20 protein-coding genes and 2 pseudogenes are annotated in these 17,793 nt (G+C 65.7%); all 22 read left to right on the top strand.

Annotated elements, in window-relative coordinates; genetic code table 11:
• The first annotated feature begins 373 nt into the window (after positions 1–373).
• The gene (locus GR702_RS19690; protein WP_202408391.1) at positions 374–2,224 is read left to right on the top strand and encodes a strawberry notch C-terminal domain-containing protein; all 1,851 of its coding nucleotides are present in this window, start codon (positions 374–376) and stop codon (positions 2,222–2,224) included.
• The gene (locus GR702_RS19695) at positions 2,224–3,258 is read left to right on the top strand and encodes a DUF7146 domain-containing protein (protein ID WP_047820985.1); all 1,035 of its coding nucleotides are present in this window, start codon (positions 2,224–2,226) and stop codon (positions 3,256–3,258) included. The genes GR702_RS19690 and GR702_RS19695 overlap by 1 nt, the downstream gene beginning before the upstream one ends.
• 347 nt (positions 3,259–3,605) lie before the next feature.
• Positions 3,606–4,532, top strand: coding sequence for a DUF2493 domain-containing protein (locus GR702_RS19700; RefSeq protein WP_047820987.1), 927 nt, complete (start codon positions 3,606–3,608; stop codon positions 4,530–4,532).
• A gap of 85 nt (positions 4,533–4,617) precedes the next feature.
• Complete coding sequence (locus GR702_RS19705) at positions 4,618–4,872, top strand: FitA-like ribbon-helix-helix domain-containing protein (protein ID WP_012110103.1); 255 nt, start codon at positions 4,618–4,620, stop codon at positions 4,870–4,872.
• Positions 4,869–5,291, top strand: coding sequence for a type II toxin-antitoxin system VapC family toxin (locus GR702_RS19710; RefSeq protein ID WP_160987300.1), 423 nt, complete (start codon positions 4,869–4,871; stop codon positions 5,289–5,291). Before GR702_RS19705 ends, GR702_RS19710 begins: the two co-directional genes overlap by 4 nt.
• A 281-nt stretch (positions 5,292–5,572) precedes the next feature.
• On the top strand, positions 5,573–5,737 hold the full coding sequence (locus GR702_RS22175) for a hypothetical protein (protein WP_182926515.1): 165 nt from the start codon (positions 5,573–5,575) through the stop codon (positions 5,735–5,737).
• Between the two features lie 137 nt (positions 5,738–5,874).
• Positions 5,875–6,315 carry a hypothetical protein gene (locus GR702_RS19715; RefSeq protein WP_160987301.1) on the top strand — a complete coding sequence of 147 codons (441 nt, stop codon included), beginning with the start codon at positions 5,875–5,877 and terminating at the stop codon, positions 6,313–6,315.
• Positions 6,316–6,888: 573 nt separating this feature from the next.
• Positions 6,889–7,215 (top strand): DUF736 domain-containing protein, encoded by a 327-nt coding sequence (locus GR702_RS19720; protein ID WP_041535876.1) that lies wholly within the window; start codon positions 6,889–6,891, stop codon positions 7,213–7,215.
• A gap of 306 nt (positions 7,216–7,521) precedes the next feature.
• A complete protein-coding gene (locus GR702_RS19725; RefSeq protein WP_045811379.1) occupies positions 7,522–7,788 on the top strand; it encodes a helix-turn-helix domain-containing protein in 267 nt (88 codons plus the stop codon).
• Between the two features lie 95 nt (positions 7,789–7,883).
• Positions 7,884–8,144: a DNA -binding domain-containing protein gene (locus tag GR702_RS19730; protein WP_047820991.1), complete on the top strand. Its 261-nt coding sequence runs from the start codon at positions 7,884–7,886 to the stop codon at positions 8,142–8,144.
• A gap of 129 nt (positions 8,145–8,273) precedes the next feature.
• Positions 8,274–8,615 carry a transcriptional regulator domain-containing protein gene (locus GR702_RS22815; RefSeq protein ID WP_367119461.1) on the top strand — a complete coding sequence of 114 codons (342 nt, stop codon included), beginning with the start codon at positions 8,274–8,276 and terminating at the stop codon, positions 8,613–8,615.
• Positions 8,509–9,036 carry a DUF2285 domain-containing protein gene (locus GR702_RS19735; protein WP_293981132.1) on the top strand — a complete coding sequence of 176 codons (528 nt, stop codon included), beginning with the start codon at positions 8,509–8,511 and terminating at the stop codon, positions 9,034–9,036. The genes GR702_RS22815 and GR702_RS19735 overlap by 107 nt, the downstream gene beginning before the upstream one ends.
• Before the next feature lie 136 nt (positions 9,037–9,172).
• Positions 9,173–9,454 (top strand): helix-turn-helix transcriptional regulator, encoded by a 282-nt coding sequence (locus tag GR702_RS19740; RefSeq protein ID WP_012110094.1) that lies wholly within the window; start codon positions 9,173–9,175, stop codon positions 9,452–9,454.
• 18 nt (positions 9,455–9,472) lie between these two features.
• Positions 9,473–10,315, top strand: a pseudogene (locus tag GR702_RS19745) (replication initiator protein A); the annotation flags it as partial.
• Between the two features lie 314 nt (positions 10,316–10,629).
• The gene (parA, locus tag GR702_RS19750) at positions 10,630–11,283 is read left to right on the top strand and encodes a ParA family partition ATPase (protein WP_047820994.1); all 654 of its coding nucleotides are present in this window, start codon (positions 10,630–10,632) and stop codon (positions 11,281–11,283) included.
• Positions 11,280–11,531, top strand: coding sequence for a hypothetical protein (locus tag GR702_RS19755; protein ID WP_047820995.1), 252 nt, complete (start codon positions 11,280–11,282; stop codon positions 11,529–11,531). Before parA ends, GR702_RS19755 begins: the two co-directional genes overlap by 4 nt.
• Positions 11,528–12,049 (top strand): DUF2840 domain-containing protein, encoded by a 522-nt coding sequence (locus tag GR702_RS19760; protein WP_160987302.1) that lies wholly within the window; start codon positions 11,528–11,530, stop codon positions 12,047–12,049. Before GR702_RS19755 ends, GR702_RS19760 begins: the two co-directional genes overlap by 4 nt.
• Entirely contained in the window at positions 12,046–12,591 is a 546-nt protein-coding gene (locus GR702_RS19765; RefSeq protein WP_160987303.1) for a S26 family signal peptidase, read from the top strand. Before GR702_RS19760 ends, GR702_RS19765 begins: the two co-directional genes overlap by 4 nt.
• A 68-nt stretch (positions 12,592–12,659) precedes the next feature.
• On the top strand, positions 12,660–13,007 hold the full coding sequence (locus GR702_RS19770) for a DUF736 domain-containing protein (RefSeq protein ID WP_160987322.1): 348 nt from the start codon (positions 12,660–12,662) through the stop codon (positions 13,005–13,007).
• A gap of 3 nt (positions 13,008–13,010) precedes the next feature.
• Positions 13,011–13,790 (top strand): lytic transglycosylase domain-containing protein, encoded by a 780-nt coding sequence (locus tag GR702_RS19775; RefSeq protein ID WP_160987304.1) that lies wholly within the window; start codon positions 13,011–13,013, stop codon positions 13,788–13,790.
• A 243-nt stretch (positions 13,791–14,033) separates the two neighbouring features.
• A pseudogene (locus GR702_RS19780) lies at positions 14,034–15,773 on the top strand (relaxase/mobilization nuclease domain-containing protein).
• A gap of 26 nt (positions 15,774–15,799) precedes the next feature.
• Positions 15,800–17,791: a conjugal transfer protein TraG gene (locus GR702_RS19785; RefSeq protein ID WP_160987305.1), complete on the top strand. Its 1,992-nt coding sequence runs from the start codon at positions 15,800–15,802 to the stop codon at positions 17,789–17,791.
• Positions 17,792–17,793 lie beyond the last annotated feature (2 nt).

Genomic DNA, 17,793 nt, shown 5'->3' on the forward strand with positions numbered 1-17,793 from the left:
CTCAGCTGGTCCAGAGACCGCCGAGGTTCGCAATCAAAATAATGCGCAGCAACTTCGTGCCGCACCCCTGGAATCCCGCGCCTACGCCGCGTTCCTTCGCATTACCGCTTCCTCGCGATAAGCCGTCATCCACAATCATCTCGACGCTGCGATGCAGGCGGCCAACATCACCGGCAGCCCAGATAGCGGGGGAGCCACACTAAACCGCCAGGCCAAGTCCGCCGCCCGCTCGGCCTTCGAGTCCGCCAAGCAGCGTTTCTTCGGCCATCTGCTCACGTCGATGAAAACGCCCACGCTGATCCGGTCCATCGAACGCGACCTGGATGATGGCCACGCCGCTGTCGTCCAGATCGTCTCGACCGGCGAAGCGCTGATGGAGCGCCGGCTGGCGGAAGTCCCGACCGAGGAATGGAACGATATTCGTGTCGACATCACGCCCCGCGAATATGTTCTGGACTATCTGGCCCATTCCTTTCCGGTCCAACTCTACGAGCCGTTCACGGATGGCGAGGGCAATCTGTCCTCGCGCCCGGTCTATCGCGATGGCCACCCCGTCGAGAGCCGCGAAGCTGTCGCGCGCCGGGACGAGCTGATCGAACGTCTTGCGTCTTTACCACCCGTCCCGGGGGCGCTCGACCAGATCGTACAGCGCTTCGGCACAGATATGGTCTCCGAGGTGACGGGCCGCTCCCGGCGCATCGTCCGCAAGGGGGAACGCTTCGCCGTCGAAAACCGCGCGCCATCCGCCAACCTTGCCGAGACGGCCGCGTTCATGGACGATCTGAAGCGCGTTCTCGTGTTCAGCGACGCCGGCGGCACCGGCCGCAGCTATCACGCAGAACTGTCGGCGAAGAACCGGCGTCTGCGCGTGCATTATCTGCTCGAACCCGGATGGAAGGCCGACGCCGCCATCCAGGGTCTGGGCCGCACCAATCGCACCAACCAGGCGCAGCCGCCGCTGTTCCGCCCGATCGCCACGAACGTCAAAGCCGAGAAACGCTTCCTGTCCACGATCGCGCGCCGGCTCGATACGCTGGGCGCGATCACGCGCGGTCAGCGCCAGACCGGCGGCCAGGGCCTGTTCCGGCCCGAGGACAATCTGGAATCGAGCTACGCCCGCGATGCGCTGCGCCAGCTCTACCTCCTGATCGTGCGCGGCAAGGTCGAGGGTTGCTCGCTGGGTCGCTTCGAGTCCGCGACCGGCCTGAAGTTGACCGATGACAACGGCATCAAGGACGAGTTGCCGCCGATCACCACGTTCCTCAACCGCCTGCTGGCGCTGACCATCGAGCTTCAGGGCATACTCTTCACCGCCTTCGAGCAATTACTCGACGCCAAGGTGTCCGGAGCCATCGCCAGCGGCGTTTATGATGTCGGGCTGGAAACGCTGACGGCGGAAAGTTTCGTCGTCGCTGAGCGCACGACCATCTACACCCATCCGGCAACGGGCGCGCAGACGCGGCTGCTCACCATCACCGAGCGCCGCCGAAACCAGCCAACCACGCTCGATACGGCGCTCGACTGGCTCGACGATCCGCATGCCCGGCTGCTCATCAACGCGCGGTCGGGACACGCTGCTGTCCAGGTGCCGGCGCCGTCCATCATGCTCGACGATGGCGAGATCGAACGTCGCGTCCGCCTGATCCGGCCGATGGAGCAGCACCACGCAAGCCTCGCCATGATGGAAGACAGCCATTGGCAGGAAGCCGCTCGCGACAGCTTTGCAGCGGTCTGGCAACGTGAAGTCGCCGAAGTGCCAGCCTATACCGACGGTGCCATCCACATGGTCAGCGGTTTGCTCCTGCCGGTGTGGAAACGCCTGCCGAACGAGTCGACGCGCGTCTATCGGCTCCAGACCGATGATGGCGAACGCATCATCGGGCGGCGGGTTTCGCCTGCTTGGGCCATGAATGCCGCCTCGACGGGAACGGCCAACCTCAGCAGCGATGATGCCTATGCCGCTCTGGTGGATGGTCGCACCATACTCGACTTGGCCAGCGGGCTCCAGCTTCGCCGCGCGCGCGTCATGGGCGCGAACCGGATCGAACTGTCCGGCTTCACCGACACCATGCGGGATCGCCTGCGCGCCTATGGCCTCTTCAGCGAGATCATCTCGTGGAAGCTGCGCTTCTTCGTTCCGGTCGATGCCTCTGGTCCCGCCATCATCGGCAAGCTGCTCGCCACCTATCCGGTCGAGCGGATCAGCGAGCGTGAGGCAGCGTGATGGCTCGGCAGGACGCTTCTGAACTGGCACACAGTCTCGGCCGACAGGCCGAGGCGGTCTGCCGCCACTATCTCTCCAACGGCCACCGGCAGGGCAACTACTGGCGGGTTGGCGATGCTCGCAATGTCGCAGGCCGCTCCATGTTCGTGCGCCTGCGCGACACCCCGAAGGGACCAGCGGGCAAATGGACCGACGCCGCCACCGGCGAACATGGCGACCTTCTCGACATCATCCGGGAATCGCTCGGCCTCATCGACTTCGCAGACGTTGCTCAAGAGGCGCGCACCTTCCTCAGCCTGCCGCATCCCGAACCCGAGCCGGCATCACGCCGCGGACTGGCGCCAGCGCCATCGGGGTCGCCCGAGGCGGCACGCCGTCTCATCGCCATGACGCAACCGATCACCGGGACCATCGTGCAGACCTATCTGCGCAGACGCGGCATTGTGCTTTTGCACGGAACCGGAAACCTGCGCTTCCACCCTCGCTGCTACTACAAGCCCGACGATGGCCCGACCGAGACCTGGCCCGCCATGATCGCCGCCGTCACCGACCTCGCTGGCAAGATCACCGGCGCGCACCGCACCTGGCTTGCGCCTGACGGCTCCGACAAAGCCCCCATCGACACACCGCGCAAGGCGATGGGCGATCTCCTCGGCAATGCCGTCCGCATCGGTGCGCCCGGCAGCGTGATGGCGGCAGGCGAAGGTATCGAGACCATGCTGTCGCTCCGGCAGGTCCTGCCCGATATGGCGATGGCGCCGGCGCTTTCGGCAGCGCATCTGGCCGCCATCCTGTTCCCCGCGACTTTGCGGCGGCTCTATATCGTCCGAGACGACGATCCGGCCGGTGACGGCGCGTGGGACATACTGATCGAACGGGCGAACGCCGAGGGAATCGAGGCCATCCCATTGTCGCCGGCATTCGGGGACTTCAACGAGGATCTCCGGCGGCTCGGTATCGAAGCGCTTCGGGCAGGCGTTCGAGTGCAGCTCGCTCCAGAGGACGTCGCACGCTTCATCGACCTTGCCGCTTAGCCGGAAGGGGCTGACAGGTGGCGCGCAGCCCCCATGCCGCAACGATGCGCCAGTGACGACAAAAAGACCGCGCCTCGGCCTTCGAGAGGGCGATCGGCCATCAGCCGTGCCGGATCAGCAATGGCTGCGGCCGACGATTTTCCGGCGGCGCATGTCCACCCCACGCGGCAGGCCGCGCGGGGACCCCGAACCCGCGCCTTTCCATCGCGAAACAAAATCGCCGGCCTTTGCCATCCTCCGCTGGCGCTTCGGCCCTACGCTTCGCTCCGGGTGCAGGTCCGTCCCGCCCGACGGCTTCGTCGCCATGAAGGCCGCGACGGTCGCGGTCCTTGCCGACGGAGCATCCCATGAGCGAGCACGACGACTACGAACCGCACCACGAGTCATCCCCGACCGACCATCTGATCCAGGACTTGCAGCTCCACGGCTACCGTCCCTCCGAAGACGAGTTGGACCAGCGCCCGCCACCGGAAGACCGCATCATCGAAGGCGCCGTCGCCGACATCTTCGACGCCCTGGTCGCCACGATCACCGACACCAGCCTCGACTTCGATCTCCCCGATCTCCTCTGGTCGACCGTCAATATGTTCCACCGCGCCGTGGACCGCATCGAACAGAAGCTCGACGACAACGAGCAGGCGCAAAGGCAGCTTCAGCGCGAACAGGATGGCTCCGAGGTGAAGTCCCTTCAGCTCGAGCGCCTCATAGACATCGGCATGAACCTGATCGACCGCCGCGACGGCATGGAAACCTTCCGCGAAGCCGCCGCTGGCCGCTACCTCGTCGCCACCGGCTCACCCTGGTCGCAACGCACCGGATCACGGGTCAACCATCGCCACCTCACCGCGTCGCTGATCGACAGCCGGGATTTCCTCGCCGCCAGGAGGCGTGCGGATACCGATGTACTCGTACCCGCCGGCCCGAAGATCGCCTTCTCGGGCGGCGACACCGCCGACCACAAGCAGATCTGGGCCAAGCTCGATCAGATCCATACCAAGCACCCCGACATGGTGCTGCTGCATGGCGGCTCGCCGAAAGGCGCCGAAAAGATCGCTTCCCGCTGGGCCGACAGCCGCAAGGTGCCGCAGGTCGCCTTCAAGCCGGACTGGACGAAGCACGCCAAGGCCGCACCGTTCAAACGCAATGACCAGATGCTCAGCATCGTGCCGATCGGGGTCGTGATCTTCCCCGGCACGGGCATTCAGGACAACCTGGCCGACAAGGCCCGCAAGATGGGCATCCCGGTCTATCGGTTCGGCTCGGGCGGCGCGTAAGCGCCGCCGGGACCGGCCGCCTTGAAAATGATGGCAATTTTTATATTATGCTATCACCGCTATCAAACTTGCAGGAGGCGCTATCATGCCCGCAGTTACGATCAGGAATCTGTCCGACGCGACGCATCGCGCCCTCAAGGTGCGGGCGGCGCAGCACGGCCGCAGCGCCGAAGCGGAAATGCGCGACATTCTCGAAATGGCTGTCCGCCCCGATACGCGCCTCCGGCTCGGCACGGCGCTCGCGGAACGCAGCCGCCGCCTCGGCTTGACCAATGAGGATGTCGAGGCCCTCGACCAGGCTCGTGACAAGGCGCCCGCCAAGCCGATGAGCTTCGAATGATCCTCCTCGACACCAATGTCGTATCGGAGGCGATGAAGCCCGCTCCCGACGAGGCCGTGCGCGCATGGCTCGACGAGCAGGCGGCGGAAACACTCTTTCTCTCCAGCGTCACCATCGCCGAACTGATGTTCGGCATCGGCGCGCTCCCCGCCGGCAAGCGCAAGGAGCGTCTCACCGAAGCCCTGGATGGGGTGATGGAACTGTTCGCAGACCGCGTCCTCCCGTTCGATGTCGATGCTGCGCGCCGCTATGCGGATCTCGCCGTCAAAGCCCGAGCGGCCGGGAAAGGCTTCCCTACTCCCGACGGCTACATCGCGGCGATCGCAGCCGCCAAGGGGTTTGCCGTCGCCACGCGCGACAGCAGCGCATTCGAGGCCGCGAATGTCACGGTGATCGATCCCTGGAAGGCCGGGCGCTGACATCCGGCCACCGGCAGCGCAGGAGAGGTCAGCCGAGCCGGCGGCAACAGTTGTCGCGGCATGCAGACAATCCGGTCTCCTGATCGGACGACCACCCCCGCTTCAAGACGCTGATCCTTGGGTTCAGCCGATGGCCTGACGCCATCAACCCGTAAAGGGTCGGACTACGCATAGCGTGCCGCCGCTCCGGCTTCGCCTACGCGGTGATTGCGGCCACCGGCCGAACTCTTCGGGCGCCTGTCAGCGGGGGATGGACCTCCGCTCAAACAGGAGCCAGGTCGATGTCCTTCCAAACCGCTCACGCCTTCGCCTTCAGCCTCGCTACCACCCTGATGGCGGCCATCGTCATCTATCGCGCCGGAGACGGCACGCTCTCCGTCACCCCGGCCTCGGAATATGATGGCGATGAAAACGCCATCGTCGGCGAAATCGACCCCTTCGCCTGATGGGGCGAACCGGGTCGCGCCGTCGGCGGACGCTTCACGCTTCTGCTCCCCCCGCGGCTCGAATTCTGCTAACCTCGCATGTGCGCCGTGGTGGTGGTGGAGGCGCGTCCGTCTGACATTTGACGAAAGACACCACCATGATCTTCATCGGCATTTTCCTCAGCATCGCCGCCATCGGCTTCCTCTGCTGGCTCCTCTTCACGCTTGCGGTGTTCGCTCTTCCGTTCTTCGCGGGCGTGACTGCCGGCACATGGGCCTACGGCACCGGCGCGGGCTGGCTCGGCGCGATTGTCGTCGGCTTTGTCGCCGCGGGCCTGACCTTCGGCATCGGCCAATTCCTGCTCGCCACCGTCCGTCCGACCTGGGCACGCCTGCTCATCGCCGCAGCCTTCGTCGCCCCGGCCGTCGTCGCGGGATTCCATGCCACCCATGGCATCGTGAAACACACCATGCCGTCGGATACATGGCAGACCGTGTTCTCGGTCATCGGAGCGATCGCGGTCGGCATCGCCGCCTTCGTGCGCATCACTGGAATGGCGGCCTCCGGCCCGTCTGGCGGGCATGTGTCCCACGCCTAAACCCGCAGCGCCCATCGCGGCGGGATCCAGCGGCACATAGCCTTTGTCCCCCACGTCATCTGGCCGCCCGATGGGGAAGCGGCATCGCGAAGCATCGGCTGCGCCCACCTGTCACGGAACGATGGAGCGCGTCGGGGCGGCAACGACATCGTGGCCGGCAGATCCTCAGCGTCGAGGTGCTTCGTCAGAGCTGGCGGAATGGCGAAATGCGCAGCGCAGGCCTGTTCGAAGGAGGTTTACGCCTGTGATCGCCGGTCGGACTTCCCGGGCCAATGCGAAGGTCGCCGCCGTCTCCGCCGTCGATCCGTCCAGCACCCGCGCCAGAACGGCCTCTTCAATGGCCTGATCTGGCCGAAGGACGGCTTTGCCTCGAGCGCCTAAGCCACAACGGCTGGCCCCGACTTTCTCCCCCTGCCGGCTGCGCCGTCATTCCTCGCGAAACAACAAAGTCGCGCCTGCGCCATCCTCCGCTTTGCTGCGGTCGCAAGCGATGTGTCGTCGCTCGCCTCCGTCCGGTCGATCGCCATCGAGGCCGCAATGGTGCGGGCTCGAAACGGAAAACGGAGACTTACAATGGCGACCATCGGCACCTTCAAGAAGACCGGCTCGAACGAATTCGGCGGCGAAATCGTCACCCTCAGCGTCCAGGCCAAGGGCGTGCGCATCGTCCCCGACCTGCGCGCCAGCGGCGAGAACGCCCCCAGCCACCGGGTCCTGGTCGGCCGCGCCGAGATCGGCGCCGCCTGGTCCAAGCGCTCCAACGAGGGCCGCGACTATCTGGGCCTCAAGCTCGACGATCCGAGCTTCAACGCTCCGATCTACGCCAACCTCTTCGATGACGAAGACGGCGAAGGTTACTCACTGATCTGGTCCCGCCCCAACGGCCGCCGCGCAGACTGAGGCGGCGTCACGAGGCCCCGGCCGAAAGGTCGGGGCCGCCTTCCTGCTCAAATCGCACCCGATCGCAGATGCGTGCCCCAAATAGTCGGGTCACACCGAAGGCGCGCGCTCCAGCTTTGCTGCAAAAGCCAGCCCGCAGAACCTTCGCTTCACTGACGACAGCGCCTCGTTTGCCCGAATCAGCAAATCGGCGCCAGCACGACACGGCCCTTCGGCAACCGCTTTGAGCTGGCAGAAGCGGGCCAATACGACTAAAATAGCCGTAGTTCTGGAGCGCGCGCCGGTTGCGATGGGAGGTGATCATGCATGATCACCGCCCGACAATCACGGGCCGCACGCGCGTTGCTGGGTTGGACACAGGAGACGCTCGCTGACAAGGCCCGCCTATCGCTGACCGCGCTCAAGCGCCTCGAATCCGAAAGCGGGCTCGATGTGTACGAGACGACGCGCGATCAGGCACGCAGGGCCTTGGAAGCTGCCGGCATCGTCTTCCTGTCGACCGACCGAGGGCAAGGAGTGCTGCTGGTCGATGATCGCGGAAACAAGCCGAACCGATCTACAGGCTTACGCTGACCTGTGGGCAGCCAGCTTCCTCATCACTCGCACTGCCTCTATTTCGGATCAAACATGGTTAATAGACGGCACCGCATATTCGCCGAGTCTGCACCATGACCGCACCATTCCAGGACCTCGCGCCATCGGGGCAAGATCTCACCGATTACGACAAGTCGCACGCCAAACTATACATGCGCTTGCTGGATGCGGCCGCTGACGGCGCGCATTGGGAGGAAGCCGTGCGGGTACTGTTCGACCTTGATCCCGCCCGTGAACCCGAACGCTGCCGACGCATCCATGACAGCCATCTCGAACGCGCCCGCTGGATGACACACACCGGCTATCGGCATCTCCTGCGACAGGCTCACCGCTGAGAGGCTTGCGAACCTGCGTGATGCCCTTTCGACATCACGCAATGCCCTCCTCCGGGCTTCCAACACCCTCGTGGCACCCCGAAAAATCACACGCTCGACTTACGCGCACCACGCGGGAGAGTTGATGCGATGAGGCCCGATACATCGAACTGGCGAGACGACCGCAGCTACGATTTCTTCGATACACTGCCGATCGAAGGTCTCGCCTGGGAGTGCCTTCGCAGATACCGCCCTTATCAGGACGATTACGCCAGACTGGTCGATGCTGGCGACGAGACTCAGCCGCTGCCGGACGACAGGCAGCAGCGCTGGGGGTTGCGATTTCCCTGCAAGACCAGGTCGTTCTGCCCTACAGCAACAGGTGGTGTGGTCGCCGCAGAGCGATCCCGCCGTCCTCTTTCTGACAGCGCGGCCGAACTTTCTGCCGTCCAGCTCAAACCGCCTCGCCGACAGGTTCGGTGCGGGACGTGATGGTCCTGAAGGAGCCTATACCGGTCTTCCCGAGCACGACCTCCAGCTACTCTTCCAACCCGGCATATCCGCACACGACCAGCTTGCAGCGGTCGTCCCCATCGATGACGACATCCTCGATCGCATCGATGCGCTGACACGCCTCGCGCGCGCCTGGCTCCAACGTCCGCCATTGCGCGACACGCGCATGACCGCCGAGCAGCGCCGCCGCTTTCGCCTCAAACTTCGTGCTGCTGACGGCCGCATGAACGGCGCGACCTATCGCGACATCGCCATCGCAATCTATGGCGCGGTGCGCATCGATGCCGACCCGTGGAAGACCTCGCCGCTGCGGGATGCCGTGATCGCCTTCGCCGAAGCCGGATTGGCCCTCATCGATGGCGGCTATCTGCACCTGCTTCGGCATCGTCGGCGCACCTAGCCTGCGCCACCGACAGGGGTGGGGAATTTAGCCATCCCAAGTCCCCCATCCGTCCCGCCGGAGGTTCTCCGCCACCGTTGTCGCTGTCAGCCGCTGATCGCCAGCGGCCCCCAGTAACCCCACGGAGGCCCGCCCCATGCGACCCGATACCGCCGCGCTCCCGCCACGCTACCTGCGGACCAAGGAAGCCGCTGAATTTCTCAGCCTGTCTGCGCGCACCCTCGAAAAACACCGCACCTACGGAACTGGTCCGGCCTATCACAAACTCGGCGGGCGCGTCGTCTATTCGGTCGACGATCTGGAGACCTGGGCCGAGCGCGGCGCCGTAACCTCGACGTCCGATCCGCGCGGCTCCGTGCTTCCCGCAAAGCGCCAGACGCTGCCGACCGGCCAGATCGCCGGCCGATACGCACGCTGATTGTGGCCGGTCTCTTTCATGGTGGTGCGTCGTCGTGACCCTTCGGAGCGTGGGCAGCTCGACCTGTTTCGCGCGCTTCCCGGCGACTTCGCGCCACGAGACGCGCAGGATCTCATGGCCTATCCCTTCTTCTCCCTCTCGAAATCGCACCGCATAGCGCCGATCGACTTTTCGGCGGGCGGTGTCTCCATCCGGGTAGAGGCCGTTCCCGATCATGGCATGGCCACGATCTGGGACGCCGACATCCTGATCTGGGCCGCCAGCCAGATCGTCGAGGCCCGCGACGCGGGCCTGCGCACCTCGCGTCTGATGGCGGCGACACCCTATGAGATCCTCACCTATGTCGGGCGCGGCACATCCAAGCGCGATTATCAGCGGCTCAAGGCCGCGCTCGACCGGCTGCAATCGACCACCATCTCGACGTCGATCCGCCAACCCGCCGAAGGCCGCCGTCACCGCTTCTCGTGGATCAACGAGTGGCAGGAGCGCACGGATCGTCAAGGACGACCGGATGGCATCGAGCTGATCGTCCCCGACTGGTTCTACAAGGCCGTCCTCGATGACGCGCTCATCCTCACCATCGATCCGGCCTATTTCGATCTCACCGGCGGCCTCGATCGCTGGCTCTACCGCATCGTGCGCAAACACGGAGGCCGTCAGCGCGGCGGCTGGCGTTTCGACCTACGCCACCTCCACCTCAAATCCGGCAGCCTGTCGCCGTTCAAGCGCTTCGCCTTCGAACTGCGCGACATCGTGCGACGCCAACCACTGCCCGGCTACCTCCTGTCGCTCGAAGTGGAAATCGGCGGGCGCACGCTGCTGGCTTTCGAGCCACTGGCCGCCTGTGGAAAACCTGTGGACGGCCTCGTGCTATCGGGAACCCGACCTATCGTGCCATCGGGAACCCGAGGCTCGTGCCATCAGGAACCCAAGCCGGCCTTAACGTCTGGAAATCGTGGGCGGATTCGCGCCCTTAACTTAGAGTCTAACCAAGAATCTAACTTTGAAGAGCGCGCGCGCGATGTGGAAAACCTCATCCGCACCGCCGCAGCGAGCCTCCGCGCCGCCGGCAAATCACCGCGCAAGGGTGCTCCAGCCGCTCAGACGGGCCGGAAAGAGAGCGAACCGGCTTCCCCCGATCAGCTTCCGCTCCTCGATCGGCCTGGAGGTGCGCGATGATCGTCGCGTTCCTCAACCAGAAAGGCGGTGTCGGCAAGACGACGCTGGCGCTCAACCTCGCGGGCGAACTCGCTGGGCGCGGTCAGCGCGTCACCCTGATCGATGCGGACCCACAGGGATCGGCCCTCGACTGGTCTGAGCAGCGCAGCCATGAGGGCCTGCCGCGCCGGTTCGGCGTCGTCGGCCTGGCGCGCGACACGCTCCACCGCGAAGCGCCGGCGCTGGCCCGCGATGTCGACCACGTCGTCATCGACGGCCCGCCGCGTGTCGCAGCGCTCATGCGCTCGGCGCTGCTCGCCGCCGACCTCGTGCTGATCCCGGTGCAGCCGTCGCCGCTCGACGGCTGGGCATCGGCCGAGATGCTGGCGCTGCTCCGCGAAGCCCGCGTCTATCGCCCGGAACTGGTCGCCCGCTTCGTGCTCAATCGTTGCGGTGCGCGCACCATCCTGGCCCGCGAGACAGCCGAGACCCTGGCCGATCACGATCCACCGTTGCTCGCCACCACCATCGGCCAACGTGTCGCCTTCGCCGCCGCCGCGCAGACCGGCCGCCTGGTCGCCGAACTCGCCGATGCGACATCGGCCGCGCGCGAGATCGCGGCCTTCGCCGATGAACTCCTGCGTCTGCGGATCGACGGGGGCGCACAATGAACGAACGATCCCCCCGTCGTGGCTTCGCCTCGCGCCCCGCCGATCCCGACCAATGGATCAAGGCTGCGGACAACGCACCACGCGCCGCTGACGTTGCCGCGTTCACCGCCAGGCTCACCATCGATGTGACCCCCGAACTGCGCGGCCGGATCAAGATCGCCGCGTTCGGGCGCGGCGTCACCGTCGCCGACATGCTGCGTGAGCTGCTCGCGCGTGAATTCCCCTCGACACCAGGAGACCCTACATGACCGGCACTGCGGCTCCCCGCATGCGCGGCGGCCCGCTGCCGTCAGCGCCCCCCCATGGCAGCATGACCCACGTCGAACTGACGTGGATCGAGAAGAAGATCGAATACTGGATCAGGTTCGGCCGTGAGGCGCATGAACAGATCCTCGACCGCCGCCGGCGTGTCATCTTCTTCCGTCCGAACACCGTATTCGCGTTCGTGCGATGGGCGGCCAACGATTTCGGCACGATCGTCTCGCGCATCGATATCGTGCGCGCAGTCGAGCCCGGAGAGCCCTACCAGACGCTGCCCTTTGTCCGGCCGGGCGGCGAAATCCTGCTCAGGATCGACGGATGGCCGAAGGTCGAAGACGTGCTGCGCCACGTCGATGCCATTGAAGCCATCGGCATCGAGGCGGACGCCGTTTCGCCGGAACACTGGCGTCACGTCCACAACCGGATGGCGGCTGGACATCAGCCGCGCGCCTATACGCACGACCAGCATCGCGCCTTCCTCCTGCGCCGGAGGACGCAGTCGTGACGCGAGCCGGTCTCTTCCTCGTCATGACTCTCGCGACCGCGGGGATCAGCTATCCGGCGCTCACCCCGATGCCGATCAAGCTCCTGTGGAACGCATCGGCGAGCGCCCCCATCGGCTTCTACACGATCGACGTCGACGGCCCGTTCGACGTCACCGATCTCGTTGCCGTCGACGCGCCCGAGCCGCTCGCGACCTTCATGGCCGAGCGCGGCTATCTGCCCAAAGGCGTTCCGCTGCTGAAGCGCATCCTCGGCGTCTCCGGGCAGACCGTTTGCCGTTCGAACGCCTCCATCGCGATCGATGGCGTCGAGATGGGCGATGCGCTGCCGCGTGATCGCGCCGGGCGCGACCTACCGATCTGGCAGGGCTGCCGCCGCATCCCGACCGGCGAAGTCTTCCTGATGAACTGGCAGGTCCGCGACAGCCTGGACGGTCGCTACTTCGGCCTGACGCCCACCGATCAGATTATCGGCCGCGCTGTCCCCTTGTGGACCGACGAAGACGGAACGGGCCGCTTCGAATGGCGCGCGCCGACACGATGAACCCCTCGCCATCGGCGGAAGCGGTGTTCGCCGATGGCTTTCCCAACGCCGCCGCAAAGGAAGCAGTCATGCCTCAGATTGGTCAATTCACGCGCCAGGACACGGGCTTCACCGGCAAGCTGGAGACGTTCACCCTCTTCCGCTATGTCGTCATCGTTCCGGCAGATCCCTCCGATGCCGAGAACGCGCCGGATTACCGTGTCCACGCCAGCGACGATCGCAAAGCCGAAGCCGGTCCGGAAATCGGCGCGGGCTGGAAACGCACCGGCGAGCGCGCGGGCGAATACGTTGCCGTACTGATCGACGACCCTGCGCTGCCGCAGCCGATCCGCGCCAATCTGTTCCGCGAAGATGACGCCGGGAATGCCTGGTCGCTGCACTGGTCGCGCCCGCGCGACCGCGCCGGGAAGGACTGACCGATGTCCGGTCCCCGTCCAACGATGAGCCATCGGGATGCGCGCGGGCGGCATCGCGCCGTCCGGCGCATGGCCTTCCTTCTCCTTTCCGGCCTGGCCCTCGCAGCGGGCGCAACAGACGCCGCTCTTGCCCAGTCCGTGTCGGCTGCGCGCACGGTCGCTGGCGATCCACACGCCACCTTCGTCACCGAAGCCTCGCAGCGCTTCGGCATTCCCGAACACTGGATCGTCGCCGTCAAACGCGCCGAAAGCGCCGGCGATGTGCGCGCTATATCGTCGGCCGGCGCGCTGGGGCTGATGCAGGTCATGCCCGATACCTGGGCCGCGCTTCGCATTCGCTATGGGCTCGGGCGTGACCCCTACGACCCGCGCGACAACATCCTCGCAGGCGCTGCTTACCTGCGCGAAATGTTCGACCGCTATCGCACGATCCCCGCAATGCTCGGCGCCTACAATGCGGGGCCTGGCCGCTACGACGAATACGTCCAGACCGGCCGCGCCCTGCCCGCCGAAACTCGGGCCTACATCGCGCTGCTGGCTCCGCAGCTAGGCGCACCATCGCCGTCGAGCGCGCCATCGGTTGCGCCGCCACCGCCGCCGGATTGGCGGGAAGCGCCGCTCTTCGTCGTGCGTTCCGCCGACGCTCGTTCGGCAACATCGACATCGGAAAGCGCGCGGTCGAACGACAGCCGCTCCTCCGTCGCGGCGCGCGTTCCCGATACCGCCGAAGACTCGAACGCCCCTATCGTGGTCGCTCGCTCTGACGGTGGAGCGCCCCGATGAGCTGCGGAAGTATCCTTCGCACTCTGTCGCATTCCGGCGTGACATGGAGGGCACAAGGGGGAGAGGCAGGCACAACAACCGCACGATGGCAGGATAAAAGGCCGCACATTGCGCGTCGGTCGGGCGGTTGTATTTGCAGGATATTTTGGCGCGCTCCGCACATTGCCGTGCTCATCGGCAATGTGTGCCTGACGCCCAACTATCTGTATCAGCGCGATTTTTCGCACATTGCGGGCTCGCGTCATGGCCGATGACCACGAGTTTCGTGTTCGCCCTGGGCGCATCCGATCGACCCGCGCGCAGTCAGCTCGGCCCTTCATCGCGCAGGCGCTGGCGGCGGCGAAGAAGGCGGGCGGCGGCGTCTCGCGCTCCGGGCGCGTCGTTGCCGCCAATCGCTCGCGCTTCGGCCGCGGCCAGCGCGCCAGCATCCAGGCGAACCGCCTCATCACCGCGCGCACGCGCGGCGCAGTCATCAAGGCCCGCGTCGTGCGGCACTCCGGCCGCACCGCGCCGCTCGGCACGCATCTCGACTATCTCCGCCGCGACGGCGTGACCCGTGATGGAGAAAAGGCCCGGCTGTTTGGGCCGGGAACGGAGGAAGCTGATGGCCGCGCCTTCGCCGGGCGATGCGAGGACGATCGCCACCATTTCCGCTTCATCGTTTCACCGGACGACGCCGTGGAGATGTCGGACCTCAAGTCCTTCACCCGCGATCTTGTCGGCCAGATGGAAAAGGATCTGGACACGCGGCTCGATTGGGTCGCGGTCGATCACTGGAACACCGAGCATCCTCACGTCCATCTGATCGTGCGCGGCGTCCGCGACGACGGCTAGGACCTCGTGATCTCGCGCGACTACATCAAGGAGGGCATGCGCGATCGCGCGCGTGACCTCATCACACAGGAGCTTGGCCCGCGCACGGTTCTCGATATTCGCCGCACGCTCGAACGCCAGATCGGGGCGGAGCGCTGGACGCAGCTTGATCGGCAGCTTGTCCGCGACGCTGGAAAGACCGGCGTCATCGATGTCGCTCCGGAGGTCGGCCGCCAGCCCGACGCCTACGCCGTCGAGAAGGTGGGCCGCCTGCGCAAACTCGCAGCCCTCGGCCTCGCCAGTGAAGTCGGACCGGGCCAGTGGATGATCGACGATCAGGCTGAGGTGACGCTGCGCCAGCTCGGCGAACGCGGCGACATCATCAAGCGCATGCACCGCGCACTCACCGAACGCGGTATCGACCGCGCCTCGGGCAACTACGTACTGGCTGGGGAAAGCCTCGATGTGCCGGTCATCGGCCGTCTGGTCGAGCGCGGCCTCGATGACGAGCTGAAGGGAACGGCCTACGCCGTGGTCGACGGCGTCGATGGCCGGACCCATCATATTCGTCTGCCGCATCTCGATGCGGCGGGGGACAGCGCGCCAGGCTCGATCGTCGAGCTGCGCACCTATGAAGATGCGAGAGGCGAACGCCGCGTCGCGCTCGCCGTCCGCTCCGATCTCGATCTCCAGCATCAGGTGAACGCCTCGGGCGCGACCTGGCTCGACCGGCAGTCCATCGCCCGCGAACCCGTCGCCATGTCGGAGGGCGGCTTCGGCGCCGAGGTGCGGCACGCGATGCGGCAACGGGCGGAGCATCTGGTCCACGAAGGTTTCGCCGAGCAGCAAGGCCGCCGCGTCATCTTCAGCCGCAACCTCATCGAGACGCTTCGTCGCCGCGAGGTGGATGCCGTTGCCGACCGGCTTGCGAAGGAGACAGGCCAGCCGTTCAAAGCGGCCGGTAATGGCGAATATGTCGCCGGCACCTATCGCCAGCGCATGACGCTCGCATCCGGCCGCTTCGCGATGATCGATGACGGCCTCGGCTTCCAGCTCGTGCCCTGGTCGCCGTCCCTCGAGAGCCAGCTCGGCAAGCACGTCTCCGGGGTCGCTCGCGGCGACGGCGGTGTTGACTGGAGCTTCGGCCGCAAGCGGGGGCTCGGCCTCTAATCACCTAAGAAGAAAGGACCGCAGCAATGTCCGCGACCAAAATCCTGTGGGGCCAGATCGCCGTCGTTTTCCTCATCGTGCTGCTCACCACCTGGGCGGCGACGCAATATGTCGCATGGAGTCTCGGCTTTCAGGCGCAGCTCGGCGCGCCCTGGTTTTACCTCTTCGGTCTGCCGATCTACTATCCGCCGGCGTTCTTCTGGTGGTGGTATTTCTACGACGCTTACGCGCCGGAGGTCTTCGCCAAGGGCGGGATGATCTCGGCGTCGGGCGGCTTCATCGCCATAGCCGTCGCCATCGGCATGTCGGTCTGGCGCGCCCGCGAAGCAAAAAGCGCAGCGACCTACGGCTCCGCCCGCTGGGCCGAAAAGGACGAGGTGAAAGCCGCGGGCCTGCTCAGTCCCGACGGTGTCGTGCTCGGCCGCTATGATCGCGACTATCTCCGTCACGACGGCCCCGAGCATGTGCTTTGCTTCGCCCCGACCCGTTCGGGCAAGGGCGTCGGCCTAGTTGTGCCGTCCCTGTTGACCTGGCCGGGCTCGGCCATCGTCCACGACATCAAAGGGGAAAACTGGCAGCTCACCGCCGGTTTTCGCGCCCAGCATGGCCGCGTTCTGCTGTTCGACCCGACCAACCCCAAATCGTCGGCCTACAATCCGCTGCTCGAGGTGCGCCGCGGCGAATGGGAAGTCCGCGACGTCCAGAACATCGCCGACATCCTGGTCGATCCCGAAGGCTCGCTCGAAAAGCGGAACCATTGGGAGAAGACCAGTCATGCCCTGCTGGTCGGCGCCATCCTGCATGTCCTCTACGCCGAAGACGACAAGACATTGGCCGGCGTCGCCGCTTTCCTGTCCGATCCAAAGCGCCCGATCGAGTCGACGCTTGCCGCAATGATGAAGACCAGCCACCTCGGCGAGGCAGGGCCGCACCCCGTCATCGCCAGCGCAGCGCGCGAGCTGCTCAACAAATCGGACAACGAACGCTCGGGCGTGCTCTCCACCGCCATGTCGTTTCTCGGCCTCTACCGCGATCCTGTCGTGGCCGAGGTGACGCGGCGCTGCGACTGGCGGATCAGCGACATGGTGGGCGGCAAGCTCCCGACCACGCTCTACCTTGTCGTGCCGCCGTCCGACATCAACCGCACCAAGCCGCTGATACGCCTGATCCTCAATCAGGTCGGCCGCCGTCTCACCGAGGATCTGCAAGCAAAGGCCGGGCGGCATCGCCTGCTGCTCATGCTCGACGAGTTTCCCGCCCTCGGCCGCCTCGATTTCTTCGAGTCCGCGCTGGCTTTCATGGCGGGCTACGGCCTCAAGAGCTTTCTGATCGCGCAATCGCTGAACCAGATCGAGAAGGCCTACGGCCCGAACAATTCGATCCTCGACAACTGCCATGTGCGCGTTTCCTTTGCGACGAACGACGAAAGGACCGCGAAGCGGGTCAGCGACGCGCTCGGAACCGCGACCGAGATGAAGGCGATGAAGAACTACGCCGGGCATCGGCTCTCGCCCTGGCTCGGCCATTTGATGGTGTCGCGCTCGGAGACCGCGCGTCAGCTCCTGACACCAGGCGAAATCATGCAGCTCCCGCCGACCGACGAGATCGTCATGGTCGCCGGGACGCCGCCGATCCGGGCGAAGAAGGCGCGCTACTATGAAGATGCCCGCTTCAAGGAACGCATCATGTCACCGCCGGGGCTGGCGCGGCCTGCTGAAGGTCGGCCCGACGATTGGAGCAAGCTGCCGATCCCCGCGCGCCCGGACATGACCGAAAACGCTGCGCCAACGACGAGCGGTGACAACGAAGAGGATTCCACCGAGTCCGAACGTCGGCATCAGCCCGAACTCAACCGGGTGAACCCCATCGAAAAGAAGGCGCCGATCGACAATGAGTTTGAGATCGATTTGCCTGACGACACAGAGGACGACGCCGCGCGCAACCAGCGGCTGACCCGCGTCATGCGCGGCGTTGCCCGCCAGGTCTCGCTCGATCCCAATGACGGCATGGAGCTGTAGCA

This window comes from Novosphingobium silvae (genome assembly GCF_009856825.1).
GTDB classification, from domain to species: Bacteria; Pseudomonadota; Alphaproteobacteria; order Sphingomonadales; family Sphingomonadaceae; genus Novosphingobium; species Novosphingobium silvae.

Excerpts from the sequence above, each read along its gene's own strand:
- GR702_RS19695 (WP_047820985.1), top strand. The coding sequence starts at position 2,224 with ATGGCTCGGCAGGACGCTTCTGAACTGGCACACAGTCTCGGCCGACAG.
- GR702_RS19710 (WP_160987300.1), top strand. The coding sequence starts at position 4,869 with ATGATCCTCCTCGACACCAATGTCGTATCGGAGGCGATGAAGCCCGCT.
- GR702_RS19775 (WP_160987304.1), top strand. The coding sequence starts at position 13,011 with ATGTCCGGTCCCCGTCCAACGATGAGCCATCGGGATGCGCGCGGGCGG.
- GR702_RS19770 (WP_160987322.1), top strand. The coding sequence starts at position 12,660 with ATGCCTCAGATTGGTCAATTCACGCGCCAGGACACGGGCTTCACCGGC.
- GR702_RS19690 (WP_202408391.1), top strand. The coding sequence starts at position 374 with ATGGAGCGCCGGCTGGCGGAAGTCCCGACCGAGGAATGGAACGATATT.
- GR702_RS22815 (WP_367119461.1), top strand. The coding sequence starts at position 8,274 with ATGAGGCCCGATACATCGAACTGGCGAGACGACCGCAGCTACGATTTC.
- GR702_RS19760 (WP_160987302.1), top strand. The coding sequence starts at position 11,528 with ATGACCGGCACTGCGGCTCCCCGCATGCGCGGCGGCCCGCTGCCGTCA.
- GR702_RS19725 (WP_045811379.1), top strand. The coding sequence starts at position 7,522 with ATGATCACCGCCCGACAATCACGGGCCGCACGCGCGTTGCTGGGTTGG.
- GR702_RS19785 (WP_160987305.1), top strand. The coding sequence starts at position 15,800 with ATGTCCGCGACCAAAATCCTGTGGGGCCAGATCGCCGTCGTTTTCCTC.
- GR702_RS19715 (WP_160987301.1), top strand. The coding sequence starts at position 5,875 with ATGATCTTCATCGGCATTTTCCTCAGCATCGCCGCCATCGGCTTCCTC.
- GR702_RS19700 (WP_047820987.1), top strand. The coding sequence starts at position 3,606 with ATGAGCGAGCACGACGACTACGAACCGCACCACGAGTCATCCCCGACC.
- GR702_RS19705 (WP_012110103.1), top strand. The coding sequence starts at position 4,618 with ATGCCCGCAGTTACGATCAGGAATCTGTCCGACGCGACGCATCGCGCC.
- parA (WP_047820994.1), top strand. The coding sequence starts at position 10,630 with ATGATCGTCGCGTTCCTCAACCAGAAAGGCGGTGTCGGCAAGACGACG.
- GR702_RS22175 (WP_182926515.1), top strand. The coding sequence starts at position 5,573 with ATGTCCTTCCAAACCGCTCACGCCTTCGCCTTCAGCCTCGCTACCACC.
- GR702_RS19755 (WP_047820995.1), top strand. The coding sequence starts at position 11,280 with ATGAACGAACGATCCCCCCGTCGTGGCTTCGCCTCGCGCCCCGCCGAT.
- GR702_RS19720 (WP_041535876.1), top strand. The coding sequence starts at position 6,889 with ATGGCGACCATCGGCACCTTCAAGAAGACCGGCTCGAACGAATTCGGC.
- GR702_RS19730 (WP_047820991.1), top strand. The coding sequence starts at position 7,884 with ATGACCGCACCATTCCAGGACCTCGCGCCATCGGGGCAAGATCTCACC.
- GR702_RS19740 (WP_012110094.1), top strand. The coding sequence starts at position 9,173 with ATGCGACCCGATACCGCCGCGCTCCCGCCACGCTACCTGCGGACCAAG.